The organism is Paenibacillus sp. CB74 (genome assembly GCF_055687625.1).
The window spans coordinates 3,612,671-3,632,775 of the sequence record NZ_CM146009.1 but is presented as its reverse complement, the minus strand read 5'-3'; the positions used below and the strand labels follow the sequence as shown (position 1 = coordinate 3,632,775).

The 20,105-nt window shown below is 50.1% G+C and carries 17 protein-coding genes and 1 riboswitch; of the genes, 15 read left to right on the top strand and 2 right to left on the bottom strand.

Translation table 11 applies throughout. The features are described from left to right. The first annotated feature begins 110 nt into the window (after nt 1-110). The 11 genes from cobD (at nt 111) to ACX9NY_RS16160 (ending at nt 11,699) form a co-directional block, all read left to right on the top strand. Nucleotides 111-1,301: a threonine-phosphate decarboxylase CobD gene (gene cobD, locus ACX9NY_RS16210; protein WP_472473803.1), complete on the top strand. Its 1,191-nt coding sequence runs from the start codon at nt 111-113 to the stop codon at nt 1,299-1,301. Beyond that, complete coding sequence (locus tag ACX9NY_RS16205) at nt 1,298-2,128, top strand: adenosylcobinamide amidohydrolase (RefSeq protein ID WP_472473801.1); 831 nt, start codon at nt 1,298-1,300, stop codon at nt 2,126-2,128. The genes cobD and ACX9NY_RS16205 overlap by 4 nt, the downstream gene beginning before the upstream one ends. Nucleotides 2,129-2,172: 44 nt before the next feature. Beyond that, on the top strand, nt 2,173-3,153 hold the full coding sequence (cbiB, locus tag ACX9NY_RS16200) for an adenosylcobinamide-phosphate synthase CbiB (RefSeq protein WP_472479319.1): 981 nt from the start codon (nt 2,173-2,175) through the stop codon (nt 3,151-3,153). Beyond that, complete coding sequence (locus ACX9NY_RS16195; RefSeq protein WP_472473799.1) at nt 3,144-3,830, top strand: histidine phosphatase family protein; 687 nt, start codon at nt 3,144-3,146, stop codon at nt 3,828-3,830. The genes cbiB and ACX9NY_RS16195 overlap by 10 nt, the downstream gene beginning before the upstream one ends. A gap of 146 nt (nt 3,831-3,976) precedes the next feature. Then, a riboswitch (cobalamin riboswitch) is annotated at nt 3,977-4,126 on the top strand. Between the two features lie 443 nt (nt 4,127-4,569). Next, nucleotides 4,570-5,568, top strand: coding sequence for an ABC transporter substrate-binding protein (locus ACX9NY_RS16190; RefSeq protein WP_472473797.1), 999 nt, complete (start codon nt 4,570-4,572; stop codon nt 5,566-5,568). Next, nucleotides 5,565-6,611, top strand: coding sequence for a FecCD family ABC transporter permease (locus ACX9NY_RS16185; protein WP_307414522.1), 1,047 nt, complete (start codon nt 5,565-5,567; stop codon nt 6,609-6,611). The genes ACX9NY_RS16190 and ACX9NY_RS16185 overlap by 4 nt, the downstream gene beginning before the upstream one ends. Continuing rightward, on the top strand, nt 6,608-7,414 hold the full coding sequence (locus tag ACX9NY_RS16180; protein WP_472473795.1) for an ABC transporter ATP-binding protein: 807 nt from the start codon (nt 6,608-6,610) through the stop codon (nt 7,412-7,414). The genes ACX9NY_RS16185 and ACX9NY_RS16180 overlap by 4 nt, the downstream gene beginning before the upstream one ends. Before the next feature lie 45 nt (nt 7,415-7,459). Continuing rightward, nucleotides 7,460-8,581: a nicotinate-nucleotide--dimethylbenzimidazole phosphoribosyltransferase gene (gene cobT, locus ACX9NY_RS16175; protein WP_472473793.1), complete on the top strand. Its 1,122-nt coding sequence runs from the start codon at nt 7,460-7,462 to the stop codon at nt 8,579-8,581. Then, nucleotides 8,578-9,138, top strand: coding sequence for a bifunctional adenosylcobinamide kinase/adenosylcobinamide-phosphate guanylyltransferase (gene cobU / locus ACX9NY_RS16170; RefSeq protein WP_339240453.1), 561 nt, complete (start codon nt 8,578-8,580; stop codon nt 9,136-9,138). The genes cobT and cobU overlap by 4 nt, the downstream gene beginning before the upstream one ends. Then, the gene (gene cobS, locus ACX9NY_RS16165; RefSeq protein ID WP_472473791.1) at nt 9,135-10,025 is read left to right on the top strand and encodes an adenosylcobinamide-GDP ribazoletransferase; all 891 of its coding nucleotides are present in this window, start codon (nt 9,135-9,137) and stop codon (nt 10,023-10,025) included. The genes cobU and cobS overlap by 4 nt, the downstream gene beginning before the upstream one ends. Before the next feature lie 129 nt (nt 10,026-10,154). Further along, complete coding sequence (locus tag ACX9NY_RS16160; RefSeq protein ID WP_339242968.1) at nt 10,155-11,699, top strand: cobyric acid synthase; 1,545 nt, start codon at nt 10,155-10,157, stop codon at nt 11,697-11,699. A gap of 266 nt (nt 11,700-11,965) precedes the next feature. Here ACX9NY_RS16160 and ACX9NY_RS16155 read toward each other — a convergent pair whose 3' ends face one another. Continuing rightward, a complete protein-coding gene (locus ACX9NY_RS16155; protein ID WP_339240457.1) occupies nt 11,966-13,666 on the bottom strand; it encodes a methyl-accepting chemotaxis protein in 1,701 nt (566 codons plus the stop codon). A 351-nt stretch (nt 13,667-14,017) separates the two neighbouring features. On the opposite strand from ACX9NY_RS16155, the gene ACX9NY_RS16150 reads away from it, so the two are divergent. The 3 genes from ACX9NY_RS16150 to ACX9NY_RS16140 all read left to right on the top strand — a co-directional run bounded on the left by ACX9NY_RS16150 (nt 14,018) and on the right by ACX9NY_RS16140 (nt 16,968). Beyond that, nucleotides 14,018-15,415 (top strand): L-cystine transporter, encoded by a 1,398-nt coding sequence (locus ACX9NY_RS16150; RefSeq protein WP_342572226.1) that lies wholly within the window; start codon nt 14,018-14,020, stop codon nt 15,413-15,415. 306 nt (nt 15,416-15,721) lie between these two features. Then, a complete protein-coding gene (locus ACX9NY_RS16145; protein WP_472473789.1) occupies nt 15,722-16,405 on the top strand; it encodes a queuosine precursor transporter in 684 nt (227 codons plus the stop codon). Nucleotides 16,406-16,614: 209 nt separating this feature from the next. Continuing rightward, the gene (locus ACX9NY_RS16140; RefSeq protein ID WP_472473787.1) at nt 16,615-16,968 is read left to right on the top strand and encodes a hypothetical protein; all 354 of its coding nucleotides are present in this window, start codon (nt 16,615-16,617) and stop codon (nt 16,966-16,968) included. Nucleotides 16,969-17,255: 287 nt separating this feature from the next. Here the strand turns inward: ACX9NY_RS16140 and ACX9NY_RS16135 are convergent, their stop codons facing one another. Beyond that, nucleotides 17,256-18,344: a M24 family metallopeptidase gene (locus ACX9NY_RS16135; protein WP_342572228.1), complete on the bottom strand. Its 1,089-nt coding sequence runs from the start codon at nt 18,342-18,344 to the stop codon at nt 17,256-17,258. 271 nt (nt 18,345-18,615) lie between these two features. On the opposite strand from ACX9NY_RS16135, the gene ACX9NY_RS16130 reads away from it, so the two are divergent. Beyond that, complete coding sequence (locus ACX9NY_RS16130) at nt 18,616-19,830, top strand: PQQ-dependent sugar dehydrogenase (RefSeq protein ID WP_472473785.1); 1,215 nt, start codon at nt 18,616-18,618, stop codon at nt 19,828-19,830. The last annotated feature ends 275 nt before the right edge of the window (nt 19,831-20,105 follow it).

Genomic DNA, 20,105 nt, shown 5'->3' with positions numbered 1-20,105 from the left:
TCCTCTTCTATTGTAAACGAATTATGGTTGGGACACAAAGAAAACAGGATTGACCCACACCTCCCGTGCCATCCATAATAAAAAGGACATACAGAAAGGATGACGGAAGAATGACCGGTTATATCGAAGTGTTCGGACATGGCGGGGACGTGGAGACGGCTGCGTCACGATTTGGAAGGGAAGCCGCTGAATTTCTGGATTTCAGTGCTAACATTAATCCGCTCGGTCCGCCCAGAGAAGTGCTGGAGTCTATACAGCAAGGGTTGCAGTCCGTGATTCGGTACCCCGATCCGGGGCATCGTAGATTCAAAGCACTGCTGAGCGAGCGTCTTGGTGTGATGCAGGAGCAGATTTCCGTGGGCAATGGTGCAGCCGAAAGTATGGCGCTCATCCTGCTGGGGCTTGCCCCGCGCAAGGTGGGTACGGTGGAACCGGGATTCTCGGAGTATCGGGCGTTGGCAGAACAATTCGGTGCCGAGGTTGTGCATACAGAGGGAAGAGAAGAGCTGGCGTGGCGAGCGGAACCCGAGGACATCGAACAGCTCATGGAAAAGGTAGACCTGCTCTTCCTCGGTCAGCCCAACAATCCGAACGGTGTACAATATCCGCTTGAGGTATTGCAAAGGCTTGCCCGCAAAGCGGAAAAAACGGGAACCGTACTCGTCATTGATGAGGCCTTTATGGATTTTATCCCGGTAGCCCGGCGCCAGTCCCTGGCAGCACATCTGAGCGACTATCCCAATGTGATCATCATTCGTTCGATGACGAAGTTTTATGCCATTCCGGGCTTGCGTCTCGGATATGCTTTGGGCCGTGCGGAGTACATCCAGGCAATGACGAAGAAACAGGTGACCTGGAGTGTTAACGGTCTGGCGCTTATGGCAGGTGAAGCCTGTCTGCGCAGTGGAGAACGGTACGAACAGGAGACACTATCACAGATCACGCGGGAACGGGAACATCTCATCGCAGGATTGCAGACGTGTGGATGTGCGGTCACACCGGGAGAAGCGAACTTTATTTTGGCACGTGTTCCAGCGCCTTGGACAGCAGCATCCATGCAGGAGGCGATGGGCCAAAGGGGTATCCTGATTCGCAGCTGTGCGATGTATCCGGGGCTTGACGAAGGCCATGTACGTTTCGCGGTCAAGGATGCAGATGCCAATGCTACTTTGCTCGAAGTGCTGGGCAGCGTGCTGGAAAGCAAGGGAGATCCGAATGCTGATCAGACCTCCATTCATGAATCAAGTCAGCAGGAGCAGACGAAAGATTCGGAACAGGAACAGGGAGGGAAACGGCAGTGACACTCCCGTTTTATAACTACTTCGCGAATGGAAAAACAGACGAGAATGAATATGCCGCCTCTTCCTGGCCGGGACTAAACATATCTGCATATGAACGACATATCAAAGCACAGAGCCCAATGGCTGCCCAAGCGTTGTCGAGTGCGGTATATGGCGGTGGGATGCTAGAACTGGATCGCATATTTAATATCTATGTGGACAGGCATTACCGTTGTGATGATCCGCCGCGTGATATCGAACAAGCACTGAACGAATGGCATGAGCCAGAAGATCAATGTGCCGGATTGTTGACAGCGGTAAGGCTGGAGCATACCTCCATTCAGGAATTTACAAGTGATGAATTTGGTCTTCTGTGCTGCACCACTGCGGGGCTATCGAATGCAGCACGCGCGGGTTCGGAGAGAACGGTATTTGATGCAGCGGGAAATAAGAAGATGGCTTCCGACATGAAGCGTTCTGCTCCTTCAGCACGGAATCTAACGAAGCAGCCCTATGTCCCGGGTACAATTAACATCATGCTCTGGTTGAATGGACGCATGACCACCGGGGCGATGGTGAATGCGGTGCAGACGGCGGTGGAAGCCAAAGCGGCAGCGCTGGCGGATGCAGGTGTTTTGGATTCGGAGAACGGGTTGCCCGCCACCGGCACCACAACTGATGCCATTGTGTTTGCAGTACGTCAGGCAGTGGAGGAACCACAACCGATGATCACTTATGCCGGGACGGCGACTACGGCGGGGGCGGCGATTGGCAGATTGGTATACGACACGGTGACGGAGAGCCTTCAGGCCGGACTGTTATGGAAAGAGAGGATCAGGCACAAATGACTTTTGAGATAGAGCATCTATGGACCTGGCCGTTCTGGACAGGCATGGCTGGAGCCTGGATTATTATACTGGCGTACCTGTTAGACCGATGTATCGGTGATCCGCGCTGGATTCCCCACCCGGTGATTGGCATGGGAAAAGGCATCTCGGCGTTGGAGCGTGTTATTCGCTCGCGTGTAAACACAGATTCGGGGCTGAAGAGAGCAGGGCTGTTGTTCCCGCTTGTGGTTGCGGGGGGTTCTTTTGCCATCACTTGGGGACTTGTATATGTGCTTGGATTGATTCATCCTGTCATTGCGGCGGCAGCTGAAGTGGTGCTTATCGCAACGACCATTGCTTCAAAAGGGCTGAAGGATGCAGGTATGGAAGTGTATCGTCATCTGAAGCAGCAGGATTGGCCGGCGGCCAGACGTTCACTGAGCATGATTGTAGGACGTGATACGGCGCATCTGGATGAACCGGAGGTAGTGCGGGGAACGGTAGAGACGGTTGCCGAAAATATCGTGGATGCCATTGTATCCCCGTTATTCTATGCGCTTATTGGAGGCGCTCCGCTAGCCATGGCTTATCGTGCCGTCAACACACTGGATTCCATGGTCGGATATAAAAATGACAAGTATCTGCATCTTGGCTGGGCCTCGGCCCGTCTGGATGATGTGGCGAACTGGATACCCGCCCGGATGACCGCAATGCTGTTAATCGTGGGTGCCTGGGTCATGAAACTTGATGCCAAAGGAGCAGCACGAATGGTCGCTCGGGATGCAAGACTGCATCCAAGTCCGAATAGCGGGTGTCCCGAATCAGCAGTGGCTGGAGCACTGGGCATCCGACTTGGCGGACATAACGTGTATCACGGAGTTGCTTCGTTTCGTGCCTATATGGGCGAGGCCACACGGCCGATGGAAGCCGAGGATATTGTGCGAACATCACGCCTGATGTTCTGGTCCGCAGGGGCTTTTGTTGCACTTTGTGTGTTAATATCGCTGGGTGGCTGGCTGGCAGGAGGGATGCTGTTATGGCCCTAAATGAGGGGGATGCAGGCAAGGACATACATACGGATCAACCGGCTTCAATGAAAAGAAACATTCTGTGGGTCCGTCACGGGACAACGCTATGGAATGTGGAAAAAAGATACCTGGGGCATACCGACATCGGTCTGCTGCCAGACGCCAAAGAAGAACTGGCTCCGCTTGATGAACAATTGAGCGGTGTTTCGTGGCACGAGGTATATTGCAGTGATCTGCTGCGCTGCCGCCAGACGCTGGAACAGATTCTTCCTGATGCCGGCGGAAAGGTGAAGTTCGATCAGCGTCTGCGGGAAATTGATTTTGGACAGTGGGAAGGGCTAACGTATGAGCAGCTCAAGGATAACCCTGAGTACCGAAACTGGATTGATGCGCCGCAGAAGGTCACTCCGCCTGATGGGGAATCGTGGCAGGAGTTTACGGAGCGAATGGATTCATTTCTCCAAGAGATGTTGTTGGATGGTCGGCCTTCAATGCACCTTGATGAGGGACGGGTACCTACCATAGTTGTGGTTACGCATGGTGGTGTCATCCGATATGCCTTGTCCCGTCTGATTGCCGGGCTTGGGTTCTGGGATACACATGTCGTACCGGGACAGGCGATTCAGGTCCAGCTTGATCGACAGGGGAATCAATGGTTTGGTAGCAGAGTGACTTTTCCGCCAATCGGGTTGTAAGGATGTACAATATACCCTATAATCACAACAGAAGTGTGACTTCAGCATGGATACAGATACGGTGCAGGCTGTGAAGGCTAATGCGTACATAACATGCAGAAATTACATGACAATGATATACCATATCAGCGACCAAGGGTCCCGCGTGTGAAGGCTGTTTTCATGGCAGATTAGTACGAGTCGTGAAACACACAAGGGTGAAATGGGGAAGCCGGTGCAAATCCGGCACGGTCCCGCCACTGTAAAACAGGATGATTCCTGTAAGTCAGGTTACCTGCCCTGGACGTACAAACCGGTGTTCCTTCGAGGAAAGGACAGCGTTTCGGGCAATTCTATGCGCATGGACAACCTTGGGTTGAACATGTACAGATCGCCATATGCGAGACGTCATCCCTGATCCTGGACGTAAGGATTAGGGATTTTTTATTGTTCATGTAAGATAAACCGAACTTTTACACGTTAACGAAGAGTGCAGAACCGATCTGAAGAAACGGAGTGTTCGCTTAAAGCTTTCTACAAGAAAGCTACATCGGAAGCATACGCTTATCCCCGGATTTTCCCTTTCGAAAAGGGAATCAAAAAATCTGGGGATAACAGCGATCGGAAGATGGTACTGCAATCGGAGTGGACTTGTGTAAATTGATGGATTTTACTTGTACAGGAACACCAAGGCAAGGGTAGTAAGAGTTCAAGCATGTTGCAAGAAAATAGTACAGATAGAGAAGGGGAGAATAACAGAATGAATATCAAGAATTGGAAAAGCGTAGCGTCCCTGCTAAGTGCAGCGGCACTCGCACTGGCTTTGGCCGGATGTGGCAATGCAACAACGAATGAGGGCACAGGTACTTCGCAGCAACCGGCACAGGAGCAGTCCCAGAGCCAGGCGCAGACGGATCTCAAAACGCAATATCCACTGACCGTTACGGATGCAACGGGTGAATCGTTTACTTTTGAAAAGGCGCCAGCCAAAATTGTATCCGTGTCACCAGCTGAGACAGAGTCCCTGTTTGCCCTTGGATTGGATGAACAGATCGTTGGTGTATCCGACTATGATGATTATCCTGAGGCAGCAACAACCAAAGCGAAAATGGGCGGCATCACCAAGCCCAACGAAGAGTCCATCATTGCATCTGAAGCCGACATTGTCTTCACAGGTATCTCGATGAGTGAGGATGCCGTGAAGAAGCTGCGCGAACTCGGTATTACCATTTTCAAAACGGATCCTAAATCCATTGACGATGTGATGAACAATATCGAAACCTTCGGTAAAATCACCGATCATCAGGAAAAAGCACAAGAAATCATCACTCAGATGAAACAGGACGTGACGGATGTAACCGAAGCGGTGAAGGCCGTTAAACCAGAAGAGAAGAAAAACGTATACGTTGAATTCTCCCCAGGCTGGACTGTAGGTAAAGGCGAATTCATGGATGAACTTATTACTGTAGCTGGTGGTAGCAATATTGCTTCGGACAAAGAGGGTTGGTATGAAATTAATGAAGAAAACGTGATTGCCTCTAACCCCGATGTAATCTTGTATGCCAACGATGTAATTGATGAAAACTCCAAAACACTGGATCAGATCATCAAGGCGCGCAGCGGCTGGGATCAAATTACGGCTGTGAAAAATGACGCGGTTATTGGCCTGGATGCCAACCTGCTGAGCCGTCCGGGTCCACGGGTAACTCAAGGGTTGAAAGAAGTAGCCAAAGCGATCTACCCTGACTTGTTCCAATGAGTAAAAAGCTGATCCTGTTCGGAACGACGGGCATGGTGCTGCTGGTGCTTACCGTGCTCATCTGCACGGGCATTGGTTCAGTAGCTTTGCCAATTCGGGATATTGCCGGCATCCTGATTCACAAAATTCCCTGGGTGGGCGACTGGATTACACCGGATTGGAATAAGGCAGCCGAACAGATTATCTGGAAAGTGCGTTTTCCGCGTGTACTGCTTGCTGTGCTCGTGGGGGCTTCACTGGCTATTGCGGGTGCGGGCTTCCAGGGTGTGCTGCGTAATCCGCTGGCCGATCCGTTTACGCTCGGTGTATCATCCGGTGCGTCGGTAGGGGCGGCTTTCCTGATTTTCTTCGGATTGCAGTACGCACTGATCGGAATCTGGACGTTACCTCTAATTGCATTTTTGACGGGTGTAATCACGTTATGGTTTGTGATGGCACTGGCTCGTGAAGGGCGTAAAATACCAACACACAGCCTCATTCTGGCTGGTGTGGTCATGCAAAGTTTCCTGGGAGCAGTTGTTTCCTTCCTGTCGACCATGTCGAAACAGACGATTAATGAAATTATATACTGGACGATGGGAAGTCTGGCATTACGCGGGTGGTCGTATACGGCCATCCTTTTCCCGTATTTTCTGCTGGGGCTGGTCTTTCTCTGGAGCCGGGCACGCTCGTTAAATGTGCTTGCGCTGGGGGAACGTCAAGCGGCACATATCGGGATCGGCGTGGACAGGCTTAAGCTCTCCGTGCTGGCAGTCGGCACACTGCTGACCGCAGGGGCTGTCTCGGTATCCGGTGTCATCGGATTCGTTGGATTGGTGATCCCGCATATGTTGCGGCTGCTGGTGGGGCCGGATTATCGACTGTTGGTACCTTTATCAGCCATTGGTGGAGCGATCTTCATGGTGTGGGCCGATACCATCGCAAGGTCGTTGCTGGCGCCCACTGAAATTCCGCTCGGGGTCGTCACCGCCTTTGTTGGTGCGCCGTTCTTTGCTTACCTGCTGCACCGGAATAAAAAGTTGCAGAAGGGGATGATGCCATGAATTCCAGTACCGGTTCAAACTCACTTATTTCCATTAAGGGAGCAGGAAAGTCATATGGTAATCATCAGGCATTGCGTACTATAGACTGGCATGTTGATGAAGGTGACTGGTGGGGAATTGTTGGTCCAAACGGCAGCGGCAAGTCCACTCTGATCCAGCTTATTGCCGGAACGGAACAGTTAAGCGAAGGTCAGATCCGTATCGATGCTCGAGATATCAGCTCATACAGCCGTAAGGACCTGTCACGCATGATCGCTGTATTGCAGCAGGACGGCTTGCCACCCATCTCTTATCCTGTACGAGACGTGGTGGAGATGGGGCGATATCCGTACCAGAACTGGCTGGGGCGGGAAGCGGGTGATGGGGCACTTGTGGTAGACAGGGTGCTCGAAGACCTGGGATTGACGGAGCTGGCGGACAGACCGCTGGATGCACTCAGCGGCGGGCAACGACAACGGGTCGCACTTGCCAAAGTTATGGCTCAGGAGCCGCGGTTGCTGCTGCTGGACGAGCCGACTACGTTTCTGGATATTAAGTATCAATTGCAATTCATGGAATTGTTATCGGCATGGCGACAGAGAAACAACATTACGATTGTGGCTGTGCTGCATGATCTGAATCTCGCCGCGTTATTTTGTGATCACATTCTGGCGCTGCGTGAGGGCGTGGCGGTGGGAAAGGGCACACCTCATACGTTAATCAACGATGAGAATATTCAGGACATATTTCGCGTCAAACCCGCAATTGTCTCCCATCCCGACCATGCCATACCTCAACTGCTGCTGCGGCGGGACATCGATTAGTTGAAGCGGGGCAACCCATATTTTGATGAAGGAAGTGCTGGTTGTATGAATAATGAACAGATGTTGGAGCAATTAACGAAAAGGATTACCGCTCCTGACCAGAAAGTGGCGGCAGAAACCTCTGCGCACGTGGATTCGTTAACGAAGCCGCCAGGGAGTCTGGGCAAATTGGAAGAGCTGGTAATCCGCCTGGCTGGCATGACGGGTAATGCACGTCCGCGTTTTGATCACAGGGCGGTCATTGTCATGGCAGCAGATCACGGCGTAGTGGAAGAAGGCATCAGTGCTTTTCCTGCTGAAGTAACCCCGCAGATGGTCCAGAATTTCCTCGCTGGGGGCGCTGCGGTGAATGTGCTTGCCCGTCACGCCGGAGCTGATGTGATCTGTGTGGATATCGGTGTGAATGCCGATCTTGAACATCCAGACCTGCTTTCCCATAAAATTCGCAAAGGCACGGCCAACATGGCCCGAGGTGCAGCGATGACCCGGGATGAGGCCGTTCGGGCTATCCTTGCAGGAGCCGAAGTTGTATCGGCAGAGGTGGCGAAGGGAACACAGCTGTTTGTCACCGGAGAGATGGGAATCGGCAACACCACTGCAAGTGCTGCGGTAATGAGCGCACTTACCGGAGTTGCACCTGCCGCCGCCGTGGGGAGAGGTACCGGCATTGATGATGCAGGCTTGCAGCGCAAGGCTGCTGTAGTCAGCCGGGCACTTAGTGTAAACGCTCCGAACCCGGAAGATGCACTAGATGTTCTATGCAAAGTGGGTGGACTGGAGATTGCTGGACTCACGGGGGTTATCCTCGCAGCAGCTGCTCATCGTTGCCCGGTTGTTGTAGACGGGTTCATCTCTACCGCCGCGGCGCTGGTTGCGAGACAACTTGCACCGCTGAGTACCGCTTATATGATCGCTTCTCATACTTCACATGAAAATGGACATGGAGCGCTGCTGCGTGAACTGGATCTGAAATCGATGCTGGATCTGGACATGCGTCTGGGTGAAGGCACAGGTGGTGTGCTCAGTCTTCATCTGATTGACGCAGCATGCCTTATTCTGAACGAGATGGCGACCTTTGCAAGCGCGGGTGTCTCGGACGGGACAAGCCCTGCTTCGGACTCCGCTGCGTCGGATGACTCATCCGTGCAAAGAGAGGATTCCCGATGAGCGTACTGGTGACGGGCGGGGCACGCAGTGGCAAAAGCTCCTTTGCCGAACGTCTCTGCATGCAGCGTTCCTCGGAGGCCTGGTATGTGGCGACAGCCCAGGCGTACGATGATGAAATGCGTGAGCGTATCGCCATGCATCAGCAGCAGCGCGAGGCATCGGGGTATCTGTGGCATACGATGGAAGAACCGATGCATCTGCCTGCTTTGATTAATCGCATGGGTGAAGGGCACACAGGGACTTCTGCACCCACCATTCTGGTGGATTGCCTGACGCTTTGGCTGACGAATGTTTTGTTAGCACATGAGCATGACGAGAAGCAGGTGTTACAGGGACATTTGGATGCGCTGGTTGAAGCGATTCGAATCTATCCCGGTTTGCTCGTTCTTGTTACAAATGAAGTGGGGGACGGGATCGTACCGGAATATGCCCTTGGCAGGAAATATCGGGATTTGGCCGGTGTATTAAATCAGCGCATTGCGGCGATATGCGGTGAAGTGTTTCTGGTAACCGTAGGCATTGCGACTGAACTGAAAAGCAAGGAGTACCGCTTATGAAGGATGGCACGCCTGCTCCTCAGCGCAAACATGCCGCGGCAGCCGCTTTTCAATTTTTGTCCCGTTTCCCTGTCAAAATGCACATCGATTTTGTCCCGCCGCTGCTGCGTGAAAGTGTTGTTTTTTATCCGCTGGTCGGTGCTGCAATCGGTCTGTGTGTCTGGCTCGCGGGAGCCTTAAGCGGTGCAGTGCTTCCCGCCTTTCCGGCTGCCGTCCTGACCTTGACGCTATGGGTGTGGCTCACTGGTGGGCTTCATCTTGACGGATGGATGGATACGGCAGATGGTTTGCTCAGTTATCGTACTCGTGAGCGAATGCTGGAGATTATGAAGGACAGCCGTGTGGGGGCCATGGGCGTGATCGCCTGCGTCTTGTTGCTGATGATGAAAGCGGCGCTGATCGCCGATTTCATTGCCCGGGGCCACTGGGTGTATGGTGCGCTGTTGATCCTGCCCATGATCTGGAGCCGCTGGTTCATGGTGTATGCGATTTCTGCATGGCCGAATGCGCGCGGAGATGATGGACTTGCCGTATTGTTCAAAGGACTCGGTGAGCGGAAAGAGGTCCAGCGTGCACGCAGCTCAGCCGTGGGGCTGACCTTGATCGCAGGGGCAGTTACGTTTGCCGCGGTGTGGCTTTTCAAGCCGGATATGGGGATTGCAGATGCAATGCTGAGTGGTCTGGGAACACTGCCATGGTGGCTATACCCGGTGACGGCCGTTATTATACTGCCTGTGGCGTGTTATTACATCGGCCGATTCGTGGCTGCGCGGATCAGTGAACGACTCGGCGGTTTAACCGGGGATACGTATGGTGCCATGAATGAGCTACTGGAGGCGGCTTTGTTGACCGTGCTGAGCGTGCTTCAAGGACTGTTCTGGCTTTAACTTTTGAAGTGTGAAGCAGTTTGGAGAGCGTTACGCATGAGGTTGGCAGCATGGTGATCTGGAGATAACACGTAGACAGGGGGAGAGATCGTGGAGGGTAAGCTTGTACAGCAAACAGCAGCAGTACTCATGCTGCAAGGGACGGCTTCCGATGTGGGTAAAAGTGTCATCACAACGGCATTATGCCGTATATTCAAGCAGGATGGCTTCAAGCCAGCCCCGTTCAAGTCACAGAATATGGCGCTGAATTCCTATGTGACGGAAGATGGCAAGGAGATTGGTCGGGCCCAGGGGGCACAGGCCGAAGCCTGCGGTATTGAGGCGACTACCGACATGAACCCCATCTTGATCAAGCCGGTGCGGGACATGCATTCGCAGATCGTGGTGCATGGGGTACCTTTTGCCCAGATGAGTGCTTCGGACTACCGTCAGCATTTCCTGCCAGAAGCAAAGCAGACGGTTATGGATGCGTTGAACCGGTTGCGGGATACCTATGACATTGTCCTGATGGAAGGAGCGGGCAGTCCAGCCGAGATCAATCTGAAGGATCGGGATATCGTCAACATGAATCTGGCAGGTTGGGCCGATGCGCCGGTAATTTTGATCTCCGACATTGATCGCGGCGGGGTGTTTGCTTCCATTGTAGGTACGCTGGAGCTGCTGGAACCGCATGAAGTGGCTCGTGTCAAAGGGTTCATTATCAACAAGTTCCGAGGCGATCTGTCCCTGTTGCAGCCGGGACTCGACTGGCTCGAAGAACGGACAGGCATTCCAGTATTAGGGGTATTGCCTTACATAAGAGATATTCAGATTGAAGCGGAAGATTCAGTGGTGCTGGACTCCATGCGTCATGGGAAATTCGGCAAAACCGAGCTGGATCTGGCAGTGATTCGATATCCGCGAATTTCCAACTTTACAGACTTTGATGCCCTTTCCCGTGAACCGGATGTGAATGTGCGTTACGTGACATCGCCAGAGGAATTGGGCAGTCCGGATGCCATTCTTCTGCCGGGTACGAAGGATACGATAGGGGATCTGGGATTTCTGCGTGAGTCTGGTCTGGAGCAGGCAATCGCCAGCCAGACCGAGCGTGAGCATGTCCAGCTCGTAGGCATATGTGGCGGATACCAGATGCTGGGACGTCATCTGAAGGACCCATTTGCTGTGGAGGCAAATCAGATTCAGGAAGCGAAGGGACTTGGCTGGCTTCCGCTATCGACAACGTTTCTTCAGAACAAACAGACGGTTAGAGCTTCCGGTCGAGTGCAGCCTGATCATCCTGTTCGTCTGTATAGTGAACAAGATGCAGCTGACGCTTCATTACCTGTAAACGGATATGAGATTCATATGGGTGTTACGGAGTGTCACGAGCCGGAGCATGTCACCGGATTGTTTGAAATCTCCCATCCAGGTGGTGAACCATTCCATGAAGGCTGGGGCACAACGGATGGCAGGGTGTGGGGAACTTATCTGCATGGTTTGTTTGAAAGTGATCAATTCCGACGTTCATGGCTGAATGGTTTGCGTGTTGGAAAAGGACTCGTTCCGCTTCAGGAGACATACAGTGCGCATGAACGTAAAGAGATGGAGTTCGATCGGGTAGCCGAATCATTGCGTTCGGCATTGGATATGCAGCGTGTGTACGAGATAATGGGTATTAAGTTACCGGAGTGAGCAGGAGAACAGAGTCAACAGCCGATCTGAGCGAGAAAACATCAAGTGATATAATCAGTATGGGAATGTGATTAATACGCTCAGGTATTGATTATGAAATGGATTAAATGCATTTGTTAATCGTCATAAAACAGTTCTTATACAACAATACCCCCATGTCCGACAAACCTTTCTCTAGAAACGGAATGTTAGCGGCATGGGGGTATTGTATATCCTATGATTAAACAAGGTTTAAATCAGGTGATGATGGGTTAATGGTTTACCTGTTAGTTTATTTTGAATTTCTTCATGGCGGATTGCAGCTCTACAGCTTGTTCATGCAGATGACGAACCGTATCCGAATGTGAATCCATCTCGCTGAGTTGAAGATCTGCTGTTGAAGCAATCTGTAACATGCTCTCACGGGATTTGGACGTAATCTGTGCCGTTTCTTCCACGGACGCACTTACTTCTTCAGCACCAGCGGATACTTGTTGTGTCGAAGCAGAGACGGTCTGAATGGTCAGATTGACGTTCTGGATCAATTCATTCAGTTGCTGGAAGGCTGAGCCTGCTTGTTGAACAACAGTTGTACCTGAACCAATCTCCTGGGTAACACGGTTCATGGCATCAACAGACCGTTCAGCGTCTTCTCGAATGGTGCCCAGATAATCCGAGATTTCCTCTGTGGCTGTTTTGGATTGTTCGGCAAGTTTGCGAACTTCTCCGGCAACGACAGCGAATCCGCGGCCATGCTCTCCGGCACGTGCTGCCTCAATGGAGGCATTGAGTGACAGCATGTTGATCTGTTTGGTGATTTCAAAAATGGAAGCAACAATGGTACCTACGGCTACCGAACGTTCATTCATGGTCTCCACATACCGCAGTGATTCACTTGCTGTCTGGCCTACACGTTCCATCTGCTCAACGGCATTCTGAGCCAATCGGTTACCGTTAACTGCTTCATTGGCTGCTTCCCCAATCTGCTCGGATACTTCGGCAGAAGATGAAGCAATATGCATGATGCCCTGCGTAATTTCCTCCATGGCTCTGGCGTTCTCGGATGCGCTTGACGCAATGCTGATGCTGCCTTTCTCTGCATCTTCTGCAGAGCGGCTGGAGTTCCGTACCATACCGGACATCGATTCAACCCGTTGAAGCAGGTCATTGGAGCCTGACACCACTTCATTGGACGTGGACAAGGCACGGCTGATCATTTCTTTCAGATTATGTGTCATCGTCTGGAAGCTTGAAGCGAGCTGGGCAATTTCATCTTTGCCTTTGATCTGGAGTTCAGCGGTCAGATCACCTTGGGATATTTGTTTACTATGTTGGACAAGCTTGATGATCGGTTTGGTTACTCTTTTGATCATACTAGTGGAGATCAGCCAACCGAGCACAAAGACTAATGCTGTAATCCCAAGACATAGCCAGAAAATCTGGGTAATCTTATCCTGAATGAATTGGGCGTCCATGCTCACAGCCATAATCATATTACTACCTGCAATTGGAATGAATGCTGCTTTATGTACACCAAAGGAATCCGAATAGACTTCGCTGATTACCATTTCTTTGCTCTCGATGGCTGTGTTCATTGCTGGCTCTACAGTGATCTCATCCTGGGCTTTCATACCTGAGGAAGAGTTGGCTACAACGACTTTGGCTGAGCCGTCCTGAATAGCAACAACGTAAGCCGCATCTAGATTATGTTCTTTTGCTTTTTCGGCCAGATACGATTCCACGGTCATGGCAGCACCTTCTGAACCGGCTCCGCCACTCTGTACCTGTAGGATTTTGGAGGCAGAAGTATTCTTGTATATATCCTGAATGGACGTGTTTAGGACTTTGTCGAACTGCGGTAGAACGTAACTTTGAATAATATTCATCGACACGGCATAGAAACTAATACTGAACAACAGAGAAGCAACCAGCAGAACGAGGAACAAGGTGCCTCTGATTTTACCGGCAACGGTGCGATTACGAAACATATGATCATCCTTTCACGTCAAGTTCATTAACATTATCGCTTTTCCGTACTCATAAGACCTATCTACCAATGAAGAAAGACCTAAATTATATGTTGAGAAAACTTGGGAATAAGCGGATATACCTATATTACAAAATTAACCGGAGGTTGAATAGAACAATTTTCACGAATTGGTGTATTTTTTTCAGAAATTGATGAATCTGTTACATACATATTACATAATATCAATTAATACCTACCAGAATAGTTTGTTATATGGTATATTGTAAAATGTCTTGTTGGAAGTACAAGAAATAGAAGAGAAAATCGGATATGTTCCGGTTACACACATGCCTGAGGAGGATTTAAAGAAATGGATACTTTTCTAATCATATTGAATGTAGTGGTGATGCTTGCTTTACTTGGCATCCTCTACTGGATGCAGAAAAAGCATATCTCCTTTACGAAACGCGTATTTGCGGGTCTTGGACTGGGGGTTGTGTACGGGGTTATTCTTCAATTGGTGTACTCATCAGGTTCTGATGTAGTTACGAAATCAGTCGATTGGTTCAATCTGGTCGGTTCAGGATATGTTCGTTTGTTGCAAATGGTTGTGATTCCATTGATCATGGTGTCGATCATCTCAGCCATCATGAATCTGAAGGGCAAGCAAAATCTCGGTAAGATGAGTGTTTCCATCATTGCCATTCTGTTGATCACCACAGCGATTGCCGCAGGGGTCAGCATTGTAACGAGCCTTAGCTTTAACCTGACTTCCATTGAAATTGAAGGTGGAGATCGTGAGATCGCCCAGGGTCAGAAGATGGAGGAACGTCTTGTTGATGTGAAGGATCAGACCATTCCGCAGCAAGTGCTGGAATTTATTCCTTCGAATCCATTTGCAGATATGACAGGAGAACGTCGTACATCCACACTGGCGGTCGTTATCTTCTCCGCGTTCATCGGTGTAGCCGTACTTGGACTGGATCGCAAAAAACCACAACAGGCGGAAACATTCCGAGGTATGGTTAATGCCGTATACGCGGTGGTTATGCGGATTGTAACATTGGTGCTCAGGCTTACGCCATACGGGATTCTGGCCCTTATCACCAAAGTGACGGCGACCACGAATCCGGATGAAATTCTCAAGTTGATCAAATTCGTCATTGCGTCCTACGTGGCCCTCATCGTGATGTTTATCATTCACCTGATCATCATCTCACTGTCCGGGTTCAATCCGATTACGTATGTGAAAAAGGTTCTGCCAACACTGGTATTTGCCTTCACATCCCGTTCAAGTGCAGCGTCGATCCCGCTGAATGTGGAGACACAGACGAAGAAACTGGGCGTATCGGACGGTATTGCGAATCTGTCTGCAAGCTTTGGTGCTACAATTGGGCAAAACGGCTGCGCCGGGATCTATCCGGCCATGCTGGCGGTGATGATTGCTCCGACGGTCGGCATCGACCCGCTGAGCTGGGACTTCATCGTGACGTTGATCCTCGTAGTCATGATCAGTTCGTTTGGTGTGGCAGGTGTTGGCGGCGGGGCAACGTTCGCTTCCCTGATTGTATTGTCCACCATGAACCTGCCTGTAGCTTTGGCAGGATTGCTGATCTCAGTTGAACCGCTGATCGACATGGGTCGTACAGCCTTGAACGTGAACGGGTCCATGACTTCTGGACTTGTAACCAGCAAAATTTTGAAAGAAAATGATCATGACACATTCAATGATCAGAGCCGTGAGCTGGATTCAGCTGTTCAGGCTTAATAGACTGGATTGGATAGAGGCTCGTGGCAAGATAGCTAGAGCCTTTTGCAAGCCAAGTGAGAAAAGCCGTCCTTCGGAGGAATCCGGAGGGCGGTTTTTTTGTAGCCATCACATCATCATACCTGTGCACGTTGTGTGAAGCCGTCTTTTTTTGATGCTCATGGTAAGAGAGAGGCATGCTTGGAGTTATTTAGTTCTGTTCATGGGACGAGAAATGTGATAGAGTATTCATGTTTTGGCCCTGAGCCAAACCGCGGTTCGTAACCATCCCGCGTAATCAAAACTAGGAAGGCAGTGTATGTATTTATGTATAACTTAGGGTGGGGAGCGGTTTTTGTTCTCGTAACTTATGGATTTTTCCTGTTGTGTTACCGCTTGTTCGGTAAAAAGGGTCTCTATGCCTGGATTGGTGTGGCTACGGTTATAGCCAACATTCAGGTGACCAAAACGATAGATATCATGGGCATTGTACTGACGCTTGGCAACACGATGTATGTCAGCATGTACCTGACCAGTGATCTGCTCAATGAGAAATATGGACCAGGTGAAGCGCGCAAAGCTGTATGGTTCGGATTCTTTACGCTCATCATGACCACGGTTCTGATGCAGATGGTGTTGTTCTTTGAGCCGGCACCGACGGACTTTGCACAGGATTCGATGAAAACATTGTTCGGTCTGCTGCCACGTCTGGCTCTCGGAAGTTTGACCGCCTATTTCATCAGTCAGTTCCTGGATGTACGATTATATTCCTGGTTACGCAAGGTGGCCCCAGGGCGCAATCAGTTGTGGATTCGTACCAACGGCAGTTCGATCATCAGTTCATTTGTGGATACACTGGTGTTCTGCACAATCGCGTTTGCGTTCATCTATCCTTGGGATGTATGGCTGGAGATCTTCCTGACCACGTATATTATCAAATTTGTATTAACTGCGGTTGGAACACCGTTCCTGTATGCTGCACGCAGCTTTAAGTTTAAGGAAGAAGTTTAAAGAATATTCAAAGAGGATCACTTAAAATCACCCTTTGTGCAGTCCATTATAATTCGGACTCTGCAAGGGGGTTTTTTATAGAAAACACATGTCCCCGAAACAAGATAAACCCTTTTTACATTATTATGAAAAAGTTATAATATAAACAACCTGTCGTTATGAGCATGTATCATTATCCAACGATGATATCAACCAAAGGGGAATCGCATATGTACTCTACACTGCGTTATACACTGGAAAGCAATGGCACAACCTACGAGAATGATAGCATGAATGCCTCGTTATTGGTGGACTTGATCACCAATCTGGAATTGCAGGAATACGTAGTACTTGTACCTTCGGAGCTGGTGGAGGGAAGTATGTATATGCAGGCTGCTGCGCTTGAGGAACCAGGGCAGATGGTGGCGGAGATTCGTTTGCAGGAAGGTGAGGACGATTTCCGGCATTACAGCTACAGCACAACAGATCCGACTGCGATTATTCAATGGTTTCTGGATTATTGGGGGAAGCAACAGCTGCCACAGCTGGAATCCTGGCAGGATATCACGCATGAATTTGATTAATGTTTAATGAGTAAGCAGGAATAAGACACGTAGGATGCCGACGGAGTAACTTAGGATATGCTTCGTATAAATAAAATCCCGCAACCCATGATATCATGGATTTGCGGGATTTTTGCGTTCAAGTGTGTACTTGCTACTTTTTCTGTATACAGGCCTAAGGCGTACGTGAAAAGAGTATATTATTTTGAAATTACAGTTCAGCGCAGTTTCGTGCAGTTTAGTTCATGATGCATAATATCGGCTGAGCATTGATGTATATGGGCTGTTTTGACATAGATCCAATTGGATTAGTCGCTAAGGATTTGCAGTTCTTTTGGATATGTTGTCAGAACTTCGATACCCGTCTCGGTCACAATCACATCATCTTCGATACGCACGCCGCCTGCTGCGGTATATATGCCCGGTTCAATCGTGAATACGGTACCTTCATTCAGGATGTCCATATTCTCTCCATGGAGAGAAGGATACTCATGTACGTCAATACCCAGTCCATGTCCTACTCTATGCATAAAGCGCTCGCCGTATCCTGCTTCTTCCGTGACCTGACGTGCCGCACGATCCACTTCTGCGCAGGTGATGCCTGGTTTCACGATTTGGATGGCAGCTTCGTTGGCTGCGAGCACCGTGTTATAGATGGTTTTGAGTTCGGGTGAGATATCCCCAAAGGCGAATGTACGCGTGATGTCCGAGGCATATCCACCAGCATATACACCCATATCAAACATCAATAGGTCACCATGTTGCAGTTTCCGTTCACCCGGTGTCCCGTGTGGCAGACCTGTTTTGGGTCCCGTGAGCACCATGGTATCAAAGGAAGGGCCGTCAGCTCCCAGTTTTTTCATCTGATACTCCATCTCGGCGACAAGTTCAATCTCGGTTACGCCTGTGCGAACATGAGAGAGCCCTTGACGCAATGTTTCTTCGATCAAATGAATGGCATGGCGAATACGGGCGACCTCATCGGGTGTTTTTTTCACACGTAATGTGCGAAGCAACGGGCCTACATCTTGGAAGCTGGCAGCACCAAGAGCGGCAGTAAGCTGCTCATAACGTGCGACCGTCACGTATTCTTTTTCAAGACCGACTCGGCCCAAGCGCCCCTGATAACGATCAAACAAAGCATACGGATTATCCGTATCCGTGTGAGTTGCAATGTTGGATACCGAAGAAGCGGCTGCCGCAGCTTCAGCGTCAAGTGCGGGTACAATCAGCAGGGGCTCTTCGCCGCGTGCGAGAACCAGACCAAGGAAGCGTTCATGCGGATTGCTCGCAAATCCAGTTAAATAGTAGATATGTTTCGGATCTGTGATCAGCATGGCGTCCAATCCTTGCCCGGACAGATCGGCTTCAAGACGGGATAAAGGGTTTTGATTCATAAGTGTAGTTGTCCACCTTTCGATTCTTACTATCTTTCTATTATAAAAGAATATGATGGAATTCCAAACTGTAGTGATTTCAGATCGGTTGAATCCCTTGAATTCTTCGTTTGAGCGGCTGGTGTGAAGGGTAATACAGGGCGAAACCGCTGTACATGAATAATAGCATCACAACTATAGAGAACAACATAAAAACAACAGATTAACCATACGTTGAGGTTTAGCTTCGTTATTTTATACAAAAGTACGATCTGCGAAGGGAGATGTAATCATGAATAATCGAGGAACCGTTCCACTGTATGCTTCATTATTAAGTGTGGCACTGTTAACAGCATCATGCTCTTCAGCCGATCCCTCTGTTAGTGGAACAGAGCAGACGTCGTCTCAGGGACAGGGAACCGGTCAGGGACAGACAGCCAATGGAGGCAACTCCGGTTCGAGTGGAAGTGAGGGTGGAGCGCAGGGAGAGGCGGTTATTCCGTATCAGGCTTCCGTTCTGGTTGAAGGATTGAATGCACCCTGGGAGATTGTAAGTGTGCCTGATGGTCGGATGTTTGTAACGGAGCGCCCTGGTGCAATTCGGATTATTGAGGATGGAAAACTGGCCCCTGAACCATTGATTGAATTCTCAGCTCCGTTTAATGAAGAAGGTGAAGGAGGGCTGTTGGGTCTTGCAGCTGATCCGGACTTTGAGGAGAACGGTTATTTGTATGCGTACCACTCCTATCTGGAAGGCGACGACATTGCCAATCGGGTGTTACGCCTCAAGGTGACTGAGGGGAAAGCCGTTATAGACAAAGAACTGCTTGGTAACATTCCAGGCGGAACGAATCATAATGGTGGGCGGATCAAGATTGGCCCGGACAAGTTGCTCTATATCACGACAGGTGAGCGGTATGAACCGGAACTGTCACAGAACAAAGATAGCCTTGGGGGTAAAATACTGCGGATTGGTCTCGATGGATCGATCCCTGCAGACAACCCGTGGCCGAATTCACCTGTGTACAGCATGGGGCACCGCAATGCACAGGGACTGGCCTGGAACCCGGACAACGGTTATCTCTATGCGACTGAGCATGGTCAACGTAATCATGATGAGATTAACCGGATTGTAGCGGGTGAGAATTATGGCTGGCCCGAGGTGGAGGGAGACGACGATGACAATGGTGCATATCAGGCTCCACTCGCACATAGTGGGAATGATACGTGGGCGCCGTCTGGTGTAGCTTTTGTTGAAGAAGGACCTTGGGCCGGCTCACTGATTGCCGCAAATCTGCGTGGAGAGCAGTTGCTGAAGATTACTCTTTCGGAAGACGGTACACAGGTGGAGAAGGTGGAACCGATCTTCGAAGATGAGTGGGGACGGATTCGCAATGTGAGTGCTGGCGAGGACGGAAAGTTATATGTGCTTACGAACAATCGTGATGGACGAGGAACGCCACGGGATGGGGATGACAAGCTGATTGTACTTACCCCTGAGAGTTGATTTATTCTAACGAACCTGACACACCTAAAATAGAGGTTTAATGGCGTTTGTAGAATGTAACGAACCTCAGCCACGTTATATTGCCAAAATTCACTCGAAACCTGCGGGGAAAATCAACGAAATGAGTAAATAAGGTGTCTGGAGTTCGTTAGAAAATCTTGATACTCAAAATACTGCGTATAGAGTGTCTCAGATTCGTTACAAAACAGCTATAGCGTTTAGAGTGTGCCCAATTCATTAAAGGTGGGACTCTGTCAAAAATCAGACACTCACGT